This is a genomic window from Pseudoxanthomonas sp. PXM02 (assembly GCF_014851805.1).
Lineage (GTDB): Bacteria > Pseudomonadota > Gammaproteobacteria > Xanthomonadales > Xanthomonadaceae > Pseudoxanthomonas_A.
On the sequence record NZ_JACVAK010000001.1, the window covers coordinates 784,447 to 799,707 of the forward strand.

17 protein-coding genes and 2 pseudogenes are annotated in these 15,261 nt (G+C 67.6%); 6 read left to right on the forward strand and 13 right to left on the reverse strand.

Translation table 11 applies throughout. The features are described from left to right. Nucleotides 1-26 precede the first annotated feature (26 nt). Both IB225_RS03725 and IB225_RS03730 read left to right on the forward strand, forming a co-directional pair. A complete protein-coding gene (locus tag IB225_RS03725; RefSeq protein ID WP_192309845.1) occupies nucleotides 27-3,071 on the forward strand; it encodes a TonB-dependent receptor in 3,045 nt (1,014 codons plus the stop codon). Nucleotides 3,072-3,167: 96 nt separating this feature from the next. Beyond that, nucleotides 3,168-4,568 (forward strand): hypothetical protein, encoded by a 1,401-nt coding sequence (locus tag IB225_RS03730; RefSeq protein WP_225583249.1) that lies wholly within the window; start codon nucleotides 3,168-3,170, stop codon nucleotides 4,566-4,568. Nucleotides 4,569-4,851: 283 nt separating this feature from the next. On the opposite strand, the gene IB225_RS03735 is transcribed toward IB225_RS03730, so the two are convergent. From IB225_RS03735 to IB225_RS03745, 3 genes are all read right to left on the reverse strand, one after another. Then, nucleotides 4,852-5,082 (reverse strand): hypothetical protein, encoded by a 231-nt coding sequence (locus IB225_RS03735; RefSeq protein WP_192309846.1) that lies wholly within the window; start codon nucleotides 5,080-5,082, stop codon nucleotides 4,852-4,854. Then, nucleotides 5,079-5,384, reverse strand: a complete 306-nt coding sequence (locus IB225_RS03740; protein ID WP_192309848.1) for a hypothetical protein — start codon at nucleotides 5,382-5,384, stop codon at nucleotides 5,079-5,081. Before IB225_RS03740 ends, IB225_RS03735 begins: the two co-directional genes overlap by 4 nt. Nucleotides 5,385-5,528: 144 nt before the next feature. Then, nucleotides 5,529-6,020: a pyridoxamine 5'-phosphate oxidase family protein gene (locus tag IB225_RS03745; RefSeq protein WP_192309850.1), complete on the reverse strand. Its 492-nt coding sequence runs from the start codon at nucleotides 6,018-6,020 to the stop codon at nucleotides 5,529-5,531. Nucleotides 6,021-6,230: 210 nt separating this feature from the next. On the opposite strand from IB225_RS03745, the gene IB225_RS03750 reads away from it, so the two are divergent. The 3 genes from IB225_RS03750 to IB225_RS03760 all read left to right on the forward strand — a co-directional run bounded on the left by IB225_RS03750 (nucleotide 6,231) and on the right by IB225_RS03760 (nucleotide 7,444). Beyond that, nucleotides 6,231-6,590: a glycine zipper 2TM domain-containing protein gene (locus IB225_RS03750; RefSeq protein WP_192309852.1), complete on the forward strand. Its 360-nt coding sequence runs from the start codon at nucleotides 6,231-6,233 to the stop codon at nucleotides 6,588-6,590. Nucleotides 6,591-6,785: 195 nt separating this feature from the next. Next, a complete protein-coding gene (locus IB225_RS03755) occupies nucleotides 6,786-7,007 on the forward strand; it encodes an AbrB/MazE/SpoVT family DNA-binding domain-containing protein (protein WP_192309854.1) in 222 nt (73 codons plus the stop codon). An 8-nt stretch (nucleotides 7,008-7,015) separates the two neighbouring features. Next, a complete protein-coding gene (locus tag IB225_RS03760; RefSeq protein ID WP_192309855.1) occupies nucleotides 7,016-7,444 on the forward strand; it encodes a type II toxin-antitoxin system death-on-curing family toxin in 429 nt (142 codons plus the stop codon). A 4-nt stretch (nucleotides 7,445-7,448) separates the two neighbouring features. Here IB225_RS03760 and IB225_RS03765 read toward each other — a convergent pair whose 3' ends face one another. The 6 genes and pseudogenes from IB225_RS03765 to IB225_RS03790 all read right to left on the reverse strand — a co-directional run bounded on the left by IB225_RS03765 (nucleotide 7,449) and on the right by IB225_RS03790 (nucleotide 12,598). Further along, nucleotides 7,449-9,554 (reverse strand): bifunctional diguanylate cyclase/phosphodiesterase, encoded by a 2,106-nt coding sequence (locus tag IB225_RS03765; protein ID WP_192309857.1) that lies wholly within the window; start codon nucleotides 9,552-9,554, stop codon nucleotides 7,449-7,451. A 159-nt stretch (nucleotides 9,555-9,713) separates the two neighbouring features. Beyond that, nucleotides 9,714-10,466, reverse strand: a complete 753-nt coding sequence (locus IB225_RS03770) for a hypothetical protein (RefSeq protein WP_192310844.1) — start codon at nucleotides 10,464-10,466, stop codon at nucleotides 9,714-9,716. Nucleotides 10,467-10,733: 267 nt separating this feature from the next. Then, a pseudogene (locus tag IB225_RS03775) lies at nucleotides 10,734-11,828 on the reverse strand (HAMP domain-containing sensor histidine kinase); the annotation flags it as partial. Nucleotides 11,829-11,903: 75 nt separating this feature from the next. Beyond that, entirely contained in the window at nucleotides 11,904-12,176 is a 273-nt protein-coding gene (locus IB225_RS03780) for a hypothetical protein (RefSeq protein WP_192309859.1), read from the reverse strand. 30 nt (nucleotides 12,177-12,206) lie between these two features. Then, nucleotides 12,207-12,401: a hypothetical protein gene (locus IB225_RS03785; RefSeq protein WP_192309860.1), complete on the reverse strand. Its 195-nt coding sequence runs from the start codon at nucleotides 12,399-12,401 to the stop codon at nucleotides 12,207-12,209. An 8-nt stretch (nucleotides 12,402-12,409) separates the two neighbouring features. Continuing rightward, nucleotides 12,410-12,598 (reverse strand): hypothetical protein, encoded by a 189-nt coding sequence (locus IB225_RS03790; RefSeq protein ID WP_192309862.1) that lies wholly within the window; start codon nucleotides 12,596-12,598, stop codon nucleotides 12,410-12,412. Nucleotides 12,599-12,774: 176 nt separating this feature from the next. On the opposite strand from IB225_RS03790, the gene IB225_RS03795 reads away from it, so the two are divergent. Further along, nucleotides 12,775-13,002, forward strand: a complete 228-nt coding sequence (locus IB225_RS03795; RefSeq protein WP_192309864.1) for a hypothetical protein — start codon at nucleotides 12,775-12,777, stop codon at nucleotides 13,000-13,002. 12 nt (nucleotides 13,003-13,014) lie between these two features. Here the strand turns inward: IB225_RS03795 and IB225_RS03800 are convergent, their stop codons facing one another. From IB225_RS03800 to IB225_RS03810, 4 genes and pseudogenes are all read right to left on the reverse strand, one after another. Further along, nucleotides 13,015-13,380 carry a response regulator gene (locus IB225_RS03800; RefSeq protein ID WP_192309866.1) on the reverse strand — a complete coding sequence of 122 codons (366 nt, stop codon included), beginning with the start codon at nucleotides 13,378-13,380 and terminating at the stop codon, nucleotides 13,015-13,017. Next, nucleotides 13,377-14,321 (reverse strand): HWE histidine kinase domain-containing protein, encoded by a 945-nt coding sequence (locus IB225_RS03805; RefSeq protein ID WP_225583509.1) that lies wholly within the window; start codon nucleotides 14,319-14,321, stop codon nucleotides 13,377-13,379. Before IB225_RS03805 ends, IB225_RS03800 begins: the two co-directional genes overlap by 4 nt. Before the next feature lie 36 nt (nucleotides 14,322-14,357). Further along, nucleotides 14,358-14,753 (reverse strand): annotated as a pseudogene (locus tag IB225_RS20315) (PAS domain-containing protein); the annotation flags it as partial. A 129-nt stretch (nucleotides 14,754-14,882) separates the two neighbouring features. After that, the gene (locus tag IB225_RS03810) at nucleotides 14,883-15,230 is read right to left on the reverse strand and encodes a hypothetical protein (protein WP_192309869.1); all 348 of its coding nucleotides are present in this window, start codon (nucleotides 15,228-15,230) and stop codon (nucleotides 14,883-14,885) included. Nucleotides 15,231-15,261: the final 31 nt, after the last annotated feature.

The window sequence follows — 15,261 nt, forward strand, 5'->3', positions numbered from 1 at the left end:
ACCACCCCACCCCACTGGACTTCCCGATGCGCCGACTTCTCGCTCTTTCCATCGCCCTCGCGTTGCAGGCTGCCACGGCCAATGTGGCTGCCCAGCAGGCGAACGTCGCCACCGACGCCATTCCGCCGCAGTCGCTCGACACCGCGCTCAACACGCTGTCGCGCCAGACCGGCCTGCAATTCGTCTACAACGCACAGGCCGGCAATCCGCGTACCCGCGCCGTGCCCGCAGGACTGTCCTCCGAACAGGCACTGACGCAGCTGCTCGATGGCACCGGACTGCGCTACCGCTATCTCAACGCCAGCACCGTCACCATCGAGGCCGACAGCGAGGCAACGCCCGCCACCCCGGCCGCACCGGCGCCAGCGACGTCCCCTGCGCCCGCAGGCACCTCGCCGACCGCGCAGGCCGTGGACACGCAGGAGCTGGAAAGCATCGAAGTGGTCGGCAGCTACAGCCGCAGCCTGGAGCAGGCGGTCGACATCAAGCGTTACAACGTCGGCTTCTCCGATTCCATCGTCGCCACCGACGTGGCCGACTTTCCCGAGCAGAACCTCGCCGAGGCCCTGCAGCGCATGCCCGGCGTGACCATCGAGCGTAACAAGGGTATGGGCAGCAAGGTCAACGTGCGCGGCCTGCCGTCCGAGTACACCCACGTGTCGATCAACGACCTGGCCACGGCGTCCGGCAGCGGCGGGCGCGACGTCGAGTTCGACCTTTTCGCCTCCGAGATCATCCAGCAGGTCACCGTGCAGAAGTCGCCGACGGCGGCGGACGAGGAAGGTGGCATCGCCGGTTCGGTGAAGATCTCCACCGCGCGTCCGTTCGACTACAGCGGCCGCAAGCTGGTGGTGTCGGCCGAAGGCGCGCACAACTCCATCTCCGAGGAGACCGACCCGAAGTTCGCGTTCCTCGCCAGCGACACCTGGGGCGACTGGGGTGCGCTGGTGTCGTTCTCGCACGCCGAGCGCACCAACCGTACCGATTCGACCTCGGGCATCAACTTCCGTCCGATGTCGCGCTTCCTCGGTGCCTCCGGCACGCGTGGCTCACAGGCCGAGACGGTGATCGAGCGCGACACCGGCTGGACGATCGACAACCGCGCGAATACGGCCGAGAGCAACCTGATCGTATTCCAGGACAAGGTCGGCGACCGCGTCTACCTCAACGACCAGGAAAAGTGGGGCGCGACGGCGTCGCTGCAGTACAGGCCCAGCCGCACCTTCAGCCTGACCTTCGATGCGATGGTCGGCGGCTACGACACCACCGAGGACGAATACGACGCTGCGGCCTACTCGGCATCCAGCCGCAGCACGCTGGAAACGATCCACGAGTACGACGACACCACCCTGTCCGACTACGGCATGCTGGTGCTGCGCGACGTGTCCTACACCGCCACGCAGCACGAGTTCCTGAGCAAGGAGCGGATCAACAAGACCGACTACGGTCAGTACAGCCTGGCGCTGGACTGGAACAACGACCTGTGGGACGTCGAGGCGATGGTCGGTTACTCCGGCGCCGAGAAGACGCTGGACTATTCGAACCTCAAGCACGTCGCCTACGCGCCCTCGCGCACGCGCTGGACCGGTCGAAGCGGTGAGACCATTCCCAGTGCCAGTTCCGGCGGCTTCGACATGTACAACTCGCCGGCGAGCTACCTGTTCGAGGCCTACGAGACCACGCTGGAGAAGATCAACGACGACAAGTACGCCGCCAAGCTGGACGTGACGCGCAAGCTCGAGCTGCCGTTCCTGCCCGCGCTGCGCAGCGTACAGTTCGGTGGCCGCTACACCGACCGCAGCAAGGAGCGCCAGTACGGTGAACTGAAAATCACCGGACCGTCCGCCGGCGACACCTCATGGGTGAACGTCCGCACGCTGGCCGACAGCCCGCTGCAGTGGATCGGCGACATCGTCCCCGGCGGCGACTACAGCGTGAAGGACCTCGACTGGCAGCAGGTGTCCAATGACTTCGCCCGCGGCTACTTCCGCTACCCCGGCTTCTCCACCCCGTTCGACGATGCGCAGTACTACCGCGTCGATGAAGAGGTGGCCGCGCTGTACGCAATGACCAACTTCGACTTCACCCTGGGCCGCGTTCCCGTGACGGTGAACGCGGGCGCGCGCTACATCGACACTTCGGTGACGTCTTTCGGCTATCACCCGGTGCAGAACCCGGACGGCACCATCGGTTACACCGATACGCCGGTATCCAAGGACGGCGGCTACACCGACGTGCTGCCCAGCTTCAACCTGACCGCCGAACTGGCCGATGGCCTGCTGCTGCGTGCCGCCGGCTCGGAAACGCTGATCCGCCCGGCGCTGGGTGATGTGGCCTACAAGCGCACGGCGAGCTGGAGCTCGTTCCGCTTCACCGACGGCAACCCCGACCTGAAGCCCACCTACGCCAAACAGTGGGAAATCGGCCTGGAGAAGTACCTGGAGAACGGTGGCCTGCTGGCGGCGTCGTACTTCCGCAAGAAGATCGACGGCGTGGTGGTCAGCGCGCTGACCGGCGTGGTCGAGGATGTCGCCGTCTATAACGCCAACGGCACGCTCAACGGCTACTACGACTTCGACGTCTACCAGCCGGTGAATGCCAAGGGCTCGTACGACGTAGACGGCATCGAACTGATTGCCAACCTGCCGCTGGCCACGTTCCATCCGGTGCTCGAGGGCTTCGGCCTCAATGCCAACTACACGATGCTGGACAGCTCGCTGGCCGGCGAATCCGACCTAGGCATCCGCACGCCGATGCCGGGCCTGGCGGAGAAGACCTGGAACCTGACCGCGTACTACGAGAACGCCCGCTTCGACGCCCGCGTGTCGTACAACCACAAGGACGAGTACGTGGAGTCGATCGGCTACAACATGTACCCGATCTGGCGTGATGCCTACGGCCAGCTCGACGTGTCGATCGGCTACCGGATCAGCGACCACCTGAAGCTGAGCCTGAAGGGCATCAACCTGACCGACGAAGAGACCAGCGGCTACACCATGGATCCGTCGTTCCCGACCATGTACGAGAAGTCGGGCCGCCGCGTCAGCCTGGGCCTGCGCGCCGACTTCTGATCCCCTGCGCGCCGACGGCCTTCGCCGCGGCGCGCTTGTCCTTCCTGCGATGCCGCCGTGCCTGCGGCGACGTCGCCGTGTCCTGCGAGGTTCCCGATGCGCCATTTCCTGCTGCTGGCCGTGCTGGCTGTCCCTTCTTCCGCATTCGCCGCCGATGGCGATACCGGCCGTGCCTGGCAACCCGGCGACCATCACGTGCACAGCGAGTGGAGCGTGGACTGGGACCGCACCACCTCGCCACCGACGCCGATCCGCGGAGGCGATTCGCCGTACACGCGCAGCGACAACGCGCGCCAGGCGCAGAAGTACGGCCTCACGTGGATGGTGCACACCGACCATGGCGGCCCCGGTCATTCGGCGGTGACGCGCGACCATGCCTGGCCCGCGCTGGAGCAGGCACGCCGCGATGTGCCTGCGCTGATCCAGTTCAACGGCGCAGAGTTCGATGTGCCGGCTGCCGAGCATGCGTCGTTGATCATCGCCCCGACGCCTCGCGAACGCGATGAACTGGTCGAGATCGAACGCCGCTTCGGCCGCAGCGAGCCGGTCGATGGCGTGCAGCGCGATGATGGCCAGACCATGCTCGACGCGCTGGCGCACATGCGCGCCCTGCCCGCACCACCGGTGATGTTCGTCAACCATCCCTCGCGCACCGCCACGGGCATCGGCGCCTGGGGCGATGTGGAACCGGCCGAGTTGCGCGCCTGGCACGACACCGCGCCGCGCGTGCTGGTCGGCATGGAAGGCGCGCCCGGCCACCAAGCCATCCGCAGCGAACGTGGCCTGTACCGCAACACCGCGGCGCCGACCTTCGGCGGCTTCGACCAGATGACCACGCAGGTCGGTGGCGTGTGGGACGCGCTGCTCGCGGAGGGCAAGCGCTTCTGGATCACCGCCACCTCCGACTCGCACGTCAACCTGCGCGATGGTGGCCGCGACTACGATCCCGGCGAGTACAGCAAGACCTATGTGTGGGCCCGCCACGATGCCAGCGACATCCTCAACGGCTTGCGCAACGGCCACATGTTCGCGGTGACCGGCGACCTGATCGATCGTCTCGACCTGCGCGTACACGCCGTGGGGCAGCCCGCGCGCAGCGCCACGCTCGGCGGCACGCTGACGATGGACGCCGGTGCGATGATGCGCATCGAACTGCGCGTCCGCCAGCCCACGCAACCCAACACGCACGGCGATCTTCCCGCGCTCGCGCAGATGGAACTGATCGTCGGCACATCCGGCGATGACGGCAGCCCAGCGATGCAGACGCGTCATGTTCGCGCCGGCGCATGGCATCGCGAAGGCGATTGGCATGTCGTGACGTGGGACCTGCCAGTGCCTGCGCGCGGCGCGTTCGTGCGCGCCCGCGGCAGCAGCACGCAGGAAGCCACGCCACTGGCTGATGTGCCTGGCGAGGATCCGTGGCAGGACCTGTGGTTCTATTCCAACCCGGTCTTCGTCGACATCGCGAGCGCGCACGCCCCAACGCCGACGCGATGAGGTGCAAGACAGCGCGTGTTCACCCCATCGTGTGACCCGGCCCGCAGTTCGGGCCGCGTAGCCGCAATGCGTTGACGCGATCTTTGCGAACCGCAAGCGACACTGCGGGCGTGGTCGATGCCGCAGCAGCGGCGAGCCGGATCCAGGTGAACAGCCACGGCGACCACAAGGGTACCGTTGTGCGAAGCCTTAGCTTCGTCCAGCTTGGCTGCAGGTGCGTCCCCGTCGAAGGATCGCTGGCGCGGTACCCTCTTCTCTCACCACATGCACATCGCGCACGGCGTCAGCCGCGCGTGTCGTCGCGCGCGTGGAGTGCTGTCGAGTGTGGTTGGCAGGCTTCCGTGGCGGTTGCTGCCACCGTCGCGCGCAATGAATCCGGTGCAACGAACGTGGTGATCGCCAGCGTCGCGACGGCGAGCACGCCGGTCGCGCACAACGGGACCACGTCGGCCGCAGCCCCGTCATCGCGCCGACGTGCGCGCCGGCGTCCGGCATCGGGCGAAAGACGTCTCATACGTTGGGCGGCAACGGCGCGCGCACGCGCAAAGCGATGTCGCTCGGCGCCGCCAATGACTGCAGCTGGCAGAACGTGGCGTCGTAGGCAGCGACTTCTTCCTGGTACTGGCACATCGCGCGGAACGGATTGCGTGCCGACAGCGCCTGCGCGGACGCGCGCAGGCGTTCGCCATCGGGATGACTCTGCACCAGGGCGGCGACCCAGACGGTGAGCGCTTCGAGTTGCCCGGTGGTGCGGGCGTCGCTGGTCTCCAGACGGTCCAGCAGGGTGTGCAGGTGGGCTTGCGAATACAGCAGCATGGGGCATGACATCCGGTCGGTGAGCACCGCAGCCTGGCCCCTGTTCCGGCGACGGTTTCCCTTGATCACGCGCAGCTGCCGCGGATGCGGCCATCGTCGCAGCGGCACGAGTCATGTGGCGTTGGGGAAACCGTGACGAGTGGCCTATCCGCGCAGGTTCACTTCCGCCACCTTGTCCTCGTAGTCCTCTTTGGGATCGACGCCCAGCAGCATCTTCACGCCGGCCAGCAGGCTGTGCTCGTTGAGCCAGATCTCGGCGTGTTCGGCATCGAAGCGCAGCAGCGCGAGCTTGGGATCATCCTTGCCACCCTCGTACCACGCAGCCACGAACGGGTTCCACAGGCGCTCGATCACCGCGCGATCATCATCGCGCACCAGCGCGCCCTGCAGGCTCGCGAACAGGTCGTGCCCCATCGATGCGAACGAGGCGATGGCACGTTGCGGCGCGACGGTGCGCTGCGCCAACAGGTTGTCGGTGGCGGTGAAGATCCACAACGGCCCCCGCCCCTCGTGCTCCAGCAGCGCGGTCATCGGACGCGTATGGCCGTCTTCCGCGCCGTCCAGGCCCAGCATCAGTGTGCGATCGGACTTGATCGCCTTCCACAGCTTCTTCTCGAGTTCTTCGGGCGTGTGCATGACGGTGTCCTCGTGGGCGATGACGCCACGCTAGGCAGGCGCGCGTCGCGCCGCCGTCAACGCGCACCGCGATCGTCAGCCATGCGTCATGTTTGTCGTGCCGGCGTCACGGCAACCGCACTCGCGCATGAACGATACGAAGGGTTTTCACCGCGCGTTCGCGACGCGGCGAGCAGGCTGGCGTCGCGATTCCCACCCAGGAGATCCGCCATGAAAACCTCACGCATCCTGTTGTCGCTTGGCCTGATGTCGGTGATGTCGGCCGCCGCGGCACAGACGTACGGCCCGCAGGACGAAGGGCGTCGTTTCAGCGACGGCAGCAAGGTCGAATGTCGCAACGTGGAAGTGCAGAAGAACAGCCGCGACCCCAACCGCGTGGCCGGCACGGCAATAGGTGCCGTCGTCGGCGGCCTGCTGGGCAACCAGGTCGGCAGCGGCAACGGCAAGAAGGTCGCCACCGTCGGCGGTGCCGTCGCCGGTGGCGCGATCGGCCGCAAGGTGCAGGGCAACAGCCAGGAGAACAACGGCGACCGCATCGTCGAGCGCCGTTGCGAGCGCGTGTACCGCTAAGCGCACCTGCCCCCGGGACAGGTGCCACCGGGCGCCTGCGGTGACGAGGCCGCAGGCGCTCTTTTTGTTTGTGTCACTCCGGTTCTCGCAGTGGCGGAAGCTTTACGCCGGCGGGAAGCCGCGCCATCGGATACAGGTTGTCGCCCGTCGCCAGGGAGCGTATAACGACTGTTATAACACCCGGAACGCGCCACCATGAAGCTCAAGATCACCACCATCGGCAACTCCGCCGGCGTCATCCTGCCCCGCGAACTGCTGGCCCGCCTGCGGCTGGAGAAGGGCGACGAGCTGCATGCGCTGGAGACCCCCGACGGCATCCGCCTTACCGTCTATGACCCCACGCTGGCGGAGCAGATGGAGGTGGCCGAGCAGGTGATGCGTGAGCGCCGCACTCTGCTCAACAAGCTCGCCCAGTAAGGGACGCCATGATTACCTGGATCAGCAGGACGCTGGCGCTGGGCATCCACGACCGGCAACTCGCCGAGCATGGCGGCGGCGGCGGTGTTCGCGATGAACGGCTGCTGGAGTCTGCCCTTGCGCGACCTCAACAGTTGTTCGCTTATGGCGATCCGCCTCCCGACCTCGCCCACCTCGCGGCCAGCGTCGCGTACGGAATCGCACGCAATCATCCCTTCGTCGACGGCAACAAGCGCACGGCAGCCGTCGCCTGCGAAGTCTTCATCGTGCTCAACGGCGGTCGATTGCAGGCGAGCGACATCGACTTGTATCCACGATACATCGGCCTCGCCGACGGCTCGATCAGCGAAACCGAATTCGCCGACTGGCTCCGTCCACGCATCGCGGTGGCGCCGGCGGGCAAGGTGCAGGAACCGACGGCGTCGTACCGCCGCTGACGCCCTAGCCGCGCGTTCCCCAGGCGGCAGACAGCGTCTGCGGTACCTGTACAGGCATGTCCTCGACCGCACGCGGCTTGCCGATGTAGTAGCCCTGCAGCAGGTTGCAGCCCATCGCGACCAGCATCTGCTTCTGTTCCAGTGTTTCCACGCCTTCGGCCACGACTTCCATGCCGAGTTGCTGGCCGAGCAGGACCACCGACTGCACGATTGCCGCATGGCGCGAGCCGGCCGTCATCTGTCGTACGAACTGGCGATCGATCTTCAACTCGTGTGCCGGCAGGTGCGCCAGATAAGACAGGCTGGAATAGCCCGTGCCGAAGTCGTCCACTGAAATGCGTGCACCCGCGTCCACCAGCTGCGTCAGCACCTGCACCGTGCGCTCGGGTTCCAGCATCGCGATCGACTCGGTGATCTCCAGCGTCAGCGCTCCGGGCGGCAGGCCGTGCCGACGCATCGCCGAGGCCACCTGCGCCACCAGATAGTCGCCGCGCACCTGCACCGGCGACAGGTTCACCGACACGGTCGGCACGCGTGCGCCGGCGCGACGCCATACCGCCCACTGGCGGCAGGCTTCGTCCAGCACCCACTGCCCCAGGTCGACGATCAGGCCCACGCGCTCGGCCAGCGCGATGAAGCGGTCCGGCATCACCAGCCCCAGGCGCGGATGCTGCCAGCGCACCAGCGCCTCCATGCCAGCCATGCCGTTGTCCTGCGCGCGTACCTGCGGCTGGTAGTGCAACACCAGCTGCCCACGATCCAGCGCCCGGCGCAGCTCGTAGGTCAGTTGCAGCTGCCCCTGCACTTCATCGCCCATCGACGGCGCGTACAGCGCCAGTCCGTTGCGGCCGGCCTGCTTGATGTAATACATCGCCAGGTCCGCGTGCGCGATCATCGCCTGCGCGTCCTCGCCATCGCCCGGATACTGCGCGATGCCGATGCTCGCGCTGACCGTCACGTCGTCGTTCTCCTGCAGCCGGGTCGATTCCACCAGGGCCGCAAGCAGTCGCTCGCCGCGCGCCGTCGCCTCGCCGACCGCAGTGACGCGCGTGACCATGACGAACTCGTCGCCGCCCAGCCGCGCCACCGTGTCATCGGGCGCCGCCATGCGCCGCAGCGTATCCGCCACGCGCACCAGCAGCGCGTCGCCGAAGTGGTGGCCGAATGCGTCGTTGACGCCCTTGAAGCCGTCCAGATCGATGAACAGCACGGCGAAGCGCTCGCCCTTGAGCTGCGCACGCAGGATGCGTTCCTGCAGTTCGTCGATCAGCCGCATCCGGTTGGGCAGGCCGGTCAGCGCGTCATGCATCGCCAGGTGGGTCAGCTGGCGATTGGCCAGTTGCAGCGAGTCGGACAGGCGCGCGGTGCGCTCGTGCAGCAGGCGATCCAGCGCACTCGCACCGATCGCTGTGCCCAGCACCGCGGTGTTCACCACCACCACCAGCCAGGCCAGTGAATCGGGCGACAGCCCATCGCGCAACGCGGCGCTGCAGATCGAACCCGCAGGGAAATGCGCCGCCGCCATGCCGGTGTAATGCATGCCCACGATCGCCACGCCCATCACGACCGCGGCGAGCAGGCGGTGGCGCCGTTCGTGGCGCGCGTTGTCGCGCAGGCGGTAGGCGATGGCCAGTGCGGCGCCGGCGGCAATGATGGCGATGGCCACCGACGCCAGGAACCACAGCGGCCGGTAGATGATGTCCGGATCCATCCGCATCGCGGCCATGCCGATGTAGTGCATCGCCGCGATGCCCAGCCCCATCACCACCGCGCCGCTGAGCAGCCGCAACCGGGTGACGTGGTCGCGGGTGACCAGCCACAGCGCGTAACCACTGGCGGCGACCGCCATCAGCAGCGACAGCAGGGTGATGCCGATGTCGTAGCCCAGCCGGATCGGCAGGCGCAGGGCCAGCATGCCGATGAAGTGCATCGACCACACGCCGATGCCCATCGCCAGCGCACCACCGGTCAGCCACCAGCGGCGGGCCACCGGATCGCTGGCGCGGATGCGGCCGGTGGTCTTCAGCGCCGCGTACGAAGCCACGACGGCCACGACGAACGACGTGGCCACCAGCTCCGGCACATAGGTCGCGATGAGTCCTGTTTCCATGGAACGTCCCTGGCACTCCCCTTACGACCACGTTAGCGGCCGTGGCGGCCCAAGGATGATGCCCTACCCGGCTCGACGGGCGTGAATGCGCTCCAATGTGGCGACCCGGTCACGGATTGAGCGGCCGCCGCGCCCCGTCCGCGGCGGCGCACTGCGGCGTCAGTGCGGCTTCTGCCGGTCCAGGGTGAAGGCGTCGGCGACCGCATGCTTCGCGCGCTCCCAGCTCAGCCGCGATCCGCCCTTGAAGCGGCCCCATCCTCGCTCGAGATCCGCCGCCAGGCTGTCGTCCCATTCGCGGTCGATGTACTGGCCGCGCGCGTAGGTCCCGTAGCGGTACGCAGGGCGATACTCGTCGAACTCGTCGCCCGCCTGGCGGTAGGGCGCGGTCTTGAAGCGCCTGGCATAGGTGTCATCGGTCCAGGCGTAGGCACCATAGGTGCGATCGGCGCGCTCCCATGCATCCTGCAAGGCAGGGCGTGCACGCTCCCACTCCAGGCGCGATTCGCCGCGACGTGCTTCCCAACCCGCCTGCAGGCGACGCTCGGTGTCTTCCCACGACTGTTCCGGATATTCGCCGCGCGCCACGGCGCCTGCGTGGTAGACGCCGGCGTAGTCGCGCTGGAAGTCGTATTCGTCCGAGTAGTACGGACGGGTGCGGTAGGTCTCACGCCAGTACTCGACCTCGCCGGTCGGGTCGATGCGCTCGGCCACGCCCTTGCCTGCCGCAGCGCCGAGCAAGGTCCCGGCCGCCGCGCCGATCAGCGTGCCGATCGGGCCGAACACCGTGCCCGCCACTGCGCCGGCCGCCAGGCCGCCCGCGGCCCCGCCTACGCCCACGCCGACCGGGTGCGCGCCCGGCGCGCCACTGAGGGGATCGCGGTTGGCGTCGCGTTGTGAAGTATCGCGTGTCATCTGGAAAGTCCTCCGAATGCGGACGCCATGCGACATGCATCGCGCCATTCCGCGCACGCGCCGCGATGGCGCAGCGGGGAGTGCATCCGATGTTCCGCATTTGCAGTGACAGCAATGTGCAGTCGCGTCATGTTGGTGAGTGCGTCGTGACGGAACCGCGCGATTTCCGACAACACCGCATGAATCGCCTGCAGCGCGTAACGCGCCAGCGGCCGATGCGTCACGCTCCACGCTCGTGGCATCCACCGCCGGATAGCGCGGCAGCACGATGACGAACGTGGTCGTGCCGTCACCCGACTGCGCCGTCACATCGCCACCGTGCGCGCGTGCGATCTCGCGCACGATGAACAGCCCCAGCCCCAGGCTCGCGTGTTCGCCCTTGTGGGCGGCCGTGGAACCGCGTCGCAACGGATCGAACAGCGCGGCGAGCGCATCGCCCGACAGCGGTTCGCCGGCGTTGGTCACCGAAAGCCGCACATGCTCGCCCTCGCCCATCACCGACACGCCGATCTCCCCGCCATCGTCGCCGTACTTTGCCGCGTTCGTGACCAGGTTGTGGACTGCCTCGCGGACGCGCACCGCATCGAACTCGCCACGCACATCGCCAGCCACCTGCACCCTCAGCGAGGCACCGCGCAACGACGCGCGCAGCAGCTCGACTTCGTCGGCGACCGCTGCGCCCAGATCGCAGGCCGACCGTTGCAGACCCATGCCGGCACCCAGCGCGCTGCGGCTGTAATCCAGCAGGCCATCGACCAGGCGGCCCAGCTGCAGGCTGCCGCTGAGGATGCGTTCGGCCTGTCGCGCGTGCGGCGTCCCGCGGGTGCCGTCCACCAGCAGGTCCGCCGTGCCGACGACCGCCTGCAGTGGCCCGCGCAGGTCGTGTCCCAGCGCGCCCAGGAAGACATGACGCCACGACTCCACCGTCAGCGAGAATTCGAGCAGCGATTCGGCCACCGCCTGATCGATCGCTTCGTTGAAGCGGATCAAGTCTTCGACGGAACCGGCCGCCAGCGTCTGGTCGGCCGCCCACAGCCGCAGCACCGACGCACGCAATGCGCGGTACTCCGCGACCATCTGGTTGACGCCGAAGCCATCGTGCGCGCGGCTGCGTCCGTGGCTGGTCGCCGCCGACTCCGGTCCGGTCACCACCGGCGCGCGGCCCTCGGACTTGGCGCGCTGCTGCGCGGGACTCTGCGCCGTGCGCAGATCCAGCACGATCGCCTCAAGGATCAGGGGGATGTCGTTGCGCAACGTCTTCAGGTCGAAGCGCACGCCCGGTGGGGTCTGGGTGATCGCGAACTCCACGGCGTCATCGAGAATCCGCGCGGTGTTCGCCTGGATGAAATCGGCAAGTCGCATGGGCACTCCTTTCTGCTGGCATGTCGCGACCCCTGCGGCTCTCCTGCAAGCCGTCCGTCGCGACGTGGGGGGATATCAATCGGCGAGGCTGCGCGGGTCGCGCGGATCGTCGATATGGGTCTGCGGATCCGGTGGCTGATCGCCGGCGGGAACGTCGTCGGAATCGCCCGGATCACGAGGTCCGGGTGGCGTGTCCGGATCTTCCGGGCGATACGGATCGCTCGGTGTACCGGGTTGGCTGGGCTTGCCGGGCTCCGACGGCGCACCGGGGGGCGTGGGCACACCCGGCGGCGTCGGTTTGCCCGGTTCGCTGGGCTGCGGCGTGCCGTGAGCGGTCGACGTCGACATCGCGATCTCCTGCGCGTACCGACGAAACGATCAGTCCTTCGCCGTCGACGCCTGCGGCGCTGCGGCCGATCCGGCATCGCCGGCGACCAGGTCCGCCCAGCGCACTTCCACGCCGTTGCGGCGTCCCTTCTCCACCAGCTTCAGGCCGGTGGGATCGATGGTCAGCGTATACGCCTTGTCGCCGAGGGTGAGTTCGCGCCGCAGCGCCTTGTCGAGAGGGGTCATGGTGCGTCCTATATCTGGGCGGGATGGTCGCGGAGCTGGCCTTCCGCAGCGCCGGGCTGCACGTCCGGATCGTTGCGTTCCTCGTTGGTGCGCTTGCCATGGGATTCGCCTGGCGTCACCGCGCCGTCGGGACGACGCTGCTTCTCCACCGCATTGGGGGCAGGTGCGGTGTCCGATGTTCCGGTCTTGCGGTCCATGGCGTGTGCTCCAGCTTGCGAGCGATCAGCGTGGCGGCCGAAACGTTGACGGTGTGTGATGAGAATGTGCTGGTTTTCAGCTTCTGCTCACGCTGCGGGCCGCTATACGACTGTCCGCTGAACACGCTCACGCACCTCGCACGGCCCGTTTACAAACGCACCGCCAGCATCGCCCCATGCTCTGCCAAGAACGCATCGACGCGCGCCTGTCCGACGCCGAAAGCCTGGTCCGCTCCGGCGCCGATATCGGCGATCCCCACACCTTCCTGCGCAGCCTGTGGACCCAGGTCTACGACCAGGCGCCGATGCACCTGCGTTCGGCCGCACTGCGTCGCCTGCATGCGCTCGCACGGCATCTTGGCGTGGGCTATGAACATGGCAGCGACGTCGAGCCGCCACGCTGACACCAATTACCGTCAGTGCGCGACCTGCAGGCGCGCCAGCGCCGCTTCGATGTCATGCCGGCGATACGGCTTGGCCAGCACCGGGGCATCGGCGAAGCGCTCCGGCAGCCCCTGCTGCCCGTAGCCGGTGGTGAACAGGAACGGGATGCCGCGCTCGCGCAGTGCGTCGGCCACCGGGAAGGACTCGTTGCCGCCCAGGTTCACGTCCACCACCGCCAGATCGATCTCCACCGCATCCAGCTCACCCAGCGCCTGCTCCACCGACGCCGCGGAGCCCGCCACCGCGTAGCCCAGCGTCGGCAGCAGCTCTTCCAGCAGCATCACCAGCATGAACTCGTCTTCGACGATGAAGACGCGGTGGGCGACATCCGAGGTCATGCGGTGGCTCCTTCTTTGGCGATCGGGGCGGTGATCTCGCAGCGTACCCCGGTGGGATGGAAATCAAGGGTCACATGCCCTCCCAGATCATGACGCAAGCCACGCTCGATCAGGCGCGAGCCGAAACCGCGCTGGACCGGCTCGACCACGGGAGGACCGCCCTGCTCTTCCCAGCGCAGCACCAGGTTGTCGCGGTCGTCGTGCGTCTCGCGCGCCCAATGGATGTGCACGTGGCCCGTGTCCACCGACAGCGCACCGTACTTCATCGCGTTGGTGCACAGCTCGTGCAGTGCCATCGTCAGCGCCAGCGCGCGTTGCGGATCCAGTTCGATGGGGAAGCCGCGCAGGGTGAAGCGCTTGTCGTCGTCCTGCATGCAGGGCGCGATGGCCGTGCGCACGATCTCCTCCAGCGGCGCGCGTACCCACTGCTTGCGGGTCAGCATGTCGTGCGCCTGCGTCAGCGCATGCAGGCGCGATTCGAAGCGGTCATAGGCCAGCGCCGGGTCGTCGCTGCCGCGCAACGTCTGCAGCGCAATCGACTGCACGATGGCCAGCGTGTTCTTCACCCGGTGGTTGAGCTCGTTGAGCAGCAGGCGCTGGAGTTCTTCGTGTTCCTTGCGCTCGGTGATGTCGGTGGCCGCGCCGAACCATTCGGTGATCGGGCCACCGATCGGGCGGATCGGTACCGCGCGCGAGGACACCCACGACCACGCGCCACTGTCGTTGCGCACGCGGTGCTCGGCCTTGAAGGTCGACGCGGTGGCATGGGCGCGGGCGATCTCCCGGGCCACCTGTTCGCGGTCGTCCGGGTGGATCAGCACGTCCAGCCATTGCGGTGTCAGCGAGCCGTGCCGGCCCAGCAGCAGGCTGCCGCCGACGATGTCCACCTCGCTCCAGTCGTCATTGGTGCGGTAGACCAGGTCGGTGGTGGCGTCGACCATCGCGGCCAGGCGCTCTTCGCTGCGGCGACGCGCGTCTTCGTGCTGCTTGCGGTCGGTGACATCGCGGGTGGTGCCGGCGACGGCTTCGACGTTGCCATCGGGTCCGATCACCGGCATCAGCAGGTAGTCGTAGATGCGGCGGCCGTTGGTGCCGTTGAACGGCACGTCGCCGCGCACCGGCAGGCGGGTGGCGATGACCTGTTCGATCTCGCGGTCGTGCATGGCCGCGTGCCAGGGTTCGTAGCCGATCTCCAGGCAGTTCTTGCCGATGGCTTCGTCCCAGGTCATACCCCACATGGCCAGCAGCGCGGCGTTGGCGTAGGTGAAGCGGTGTTGCAGGTCCCACACGTAGACCAGGTCGGGCGTGACCTGCAGGATGGTTTCGTACAGCCGGACCCGCTGTTCCGCCGGGGAACCAGGCCCTGCTGCCATCGATGAGCTGTCCACGCGTGTCCTTACCCCACCAGCAACGCGTTCACCTTATCGCCTGAACGCGTAGGCGGACCGTGAAACCGCGGCGCACGGTCACCCGGGGTTTAGCCGTCGCCACGTCGGTCGCCCTTAGTCGATATAGGCCTGCTCTACGGACACGACACGTCCGTCCTTCGCCTTGACCATGCACAGGAAGCGCGACAACGGCGTCACGCCGACGTACATGATGGCGAGCGTGTCGAAGCCGCCCGACGTAAACCAGTGGGCGCTGCGCGTGCTGGCACCGTCCTCGAGCGCGCGGTCGATCAGCGGCGCTGCGTCCGAGCCGGGAAGGATCGACGCGCACATCGTTGCCGCCTTGCGCGCGGCCACGCGGTCGGCATAGGTACCGTAGGCGTCAACGGCCAGCACGATGGCAGCCAACGCAAGCGCGATCTTGCCGAGCCCGACGACCAGGTTTCTCAGGAACTTGAGCATGGAATCGACGCCGCACCACGTGTAGGACGAG

Coding starts and splice junctions, on each gene's coding strand:
- IB225_RS03755 (WP_192309854.1), top strand. CDS start 6,786: ATGAAGCTCAAGATCACCACCATCGGCAACTCCGCCGGCGTCATCCTG.
- IB225_RS03730 (WP_225583249.1), top strand. CDS start 3,168: ATGCGCCATTTCCTGCTGCTGGCCGTGCTGGCTGTCCCTTCTTCCGCA.
- IB225_RS03795 (WP_192309864.1), top strand. CDS start 12,775: ATGCTCTGCCAAGAACGCATCGACGCGCGCCTGTCCGACGCCGAAAGC.
- IB225_RS03725 (WP_192309845.1), top strand. CDS start 27: ATGCGCCGACTTCTCGCTCTTTCCATCGCCCTCGCGTTGCAGGCTGCC.
- IB225_RS03735 (WP_192309846.1), bottom strand. CDS start 5,082: ATGAGACGTCTTTCGCCCGATGCCGGACGCCGGCGCGCACGTCGGCGC.
- IB225_RS03780 (WP_192309859.1), bottom strand. CDS start 12,176: ATGTCGACGTCGACCGCTCACGGCACGCCGCAGCCCAGCGAACCGGGC.
- IB225_RS03790 (WP_192309862.1), bottom strand. CDS start 12,598: ATGGACCGCAAGACCGGAACATCGGACACCGCACCTGCCCCCAATGCG.
- IB225_RS03785 (WP_192309860.1), bottom strand. CDS start 12,401: ATGACCCCTCTCGACAAGGCGCTGCGGCGCGAACTCACCCTCGGCGAC.
- IB225_RS03760 (WP_192309855.1), top strand. CDS start 7,016: ATGATTACCTGGATCAGCAGGACGCTGGCGCTGGGCATCCACGACCGG.
- IB225_RS03770 (WP_192310844.1), bottom strand. CDS start 10,466: ATGACACGCGATACTTCACAACGCGACGCCAACCGCGATCCCCTCAGT.
- IB225_RS03740 (WP_192309848.1), bottom strand. CDS start 5,384: ATGCTGCTGTATTCGCAAGCCCACCTGCACACCCTGCTGGACCGTCTG.
- IB225_RS03810 (WP_192309869.1), bottom strand. CDS start 15,230: ATGCTCAAGTTCCTGAGAAACCTGGTCGTCGGGCTCGGCAAGATCGCG.
- IB225_RS03745 (WP_192309850.1), bottom strand. CDS start 6,020: ATGCACACGCCCGAAGAACTCGAGAAGAAGCTGTGGAAGGCGATCAAG.
- IB225_RS03750 (WP_192309852.1), top strand. CDS start 6,231: ATGAAAACCTCACGCATCCTGTTGTCGCTTGGCCTGATGTCGGTGATG.
- IB225_RS03765 (WP_192309857.1), bottom strand. CDS start 9,554: ATGGAAACAGGACTCATCGCGACCTATGTGCCGGAGCTGGTGGCCACG.
- IB225_RS03800 (WP_192309866.1), bottom strand. CDS start 13,380: ATGACCTCGGATGTCGCCCACCGCGTCTTCATCGTCGAAGACGAGTTC.
- IB225_RS03805 (WP_225583509.1), bottom strand. CDS start 14,321: ATGGTCGACGCCACCACCGACCTGGTCTACCGCACCAATGACGACTGG.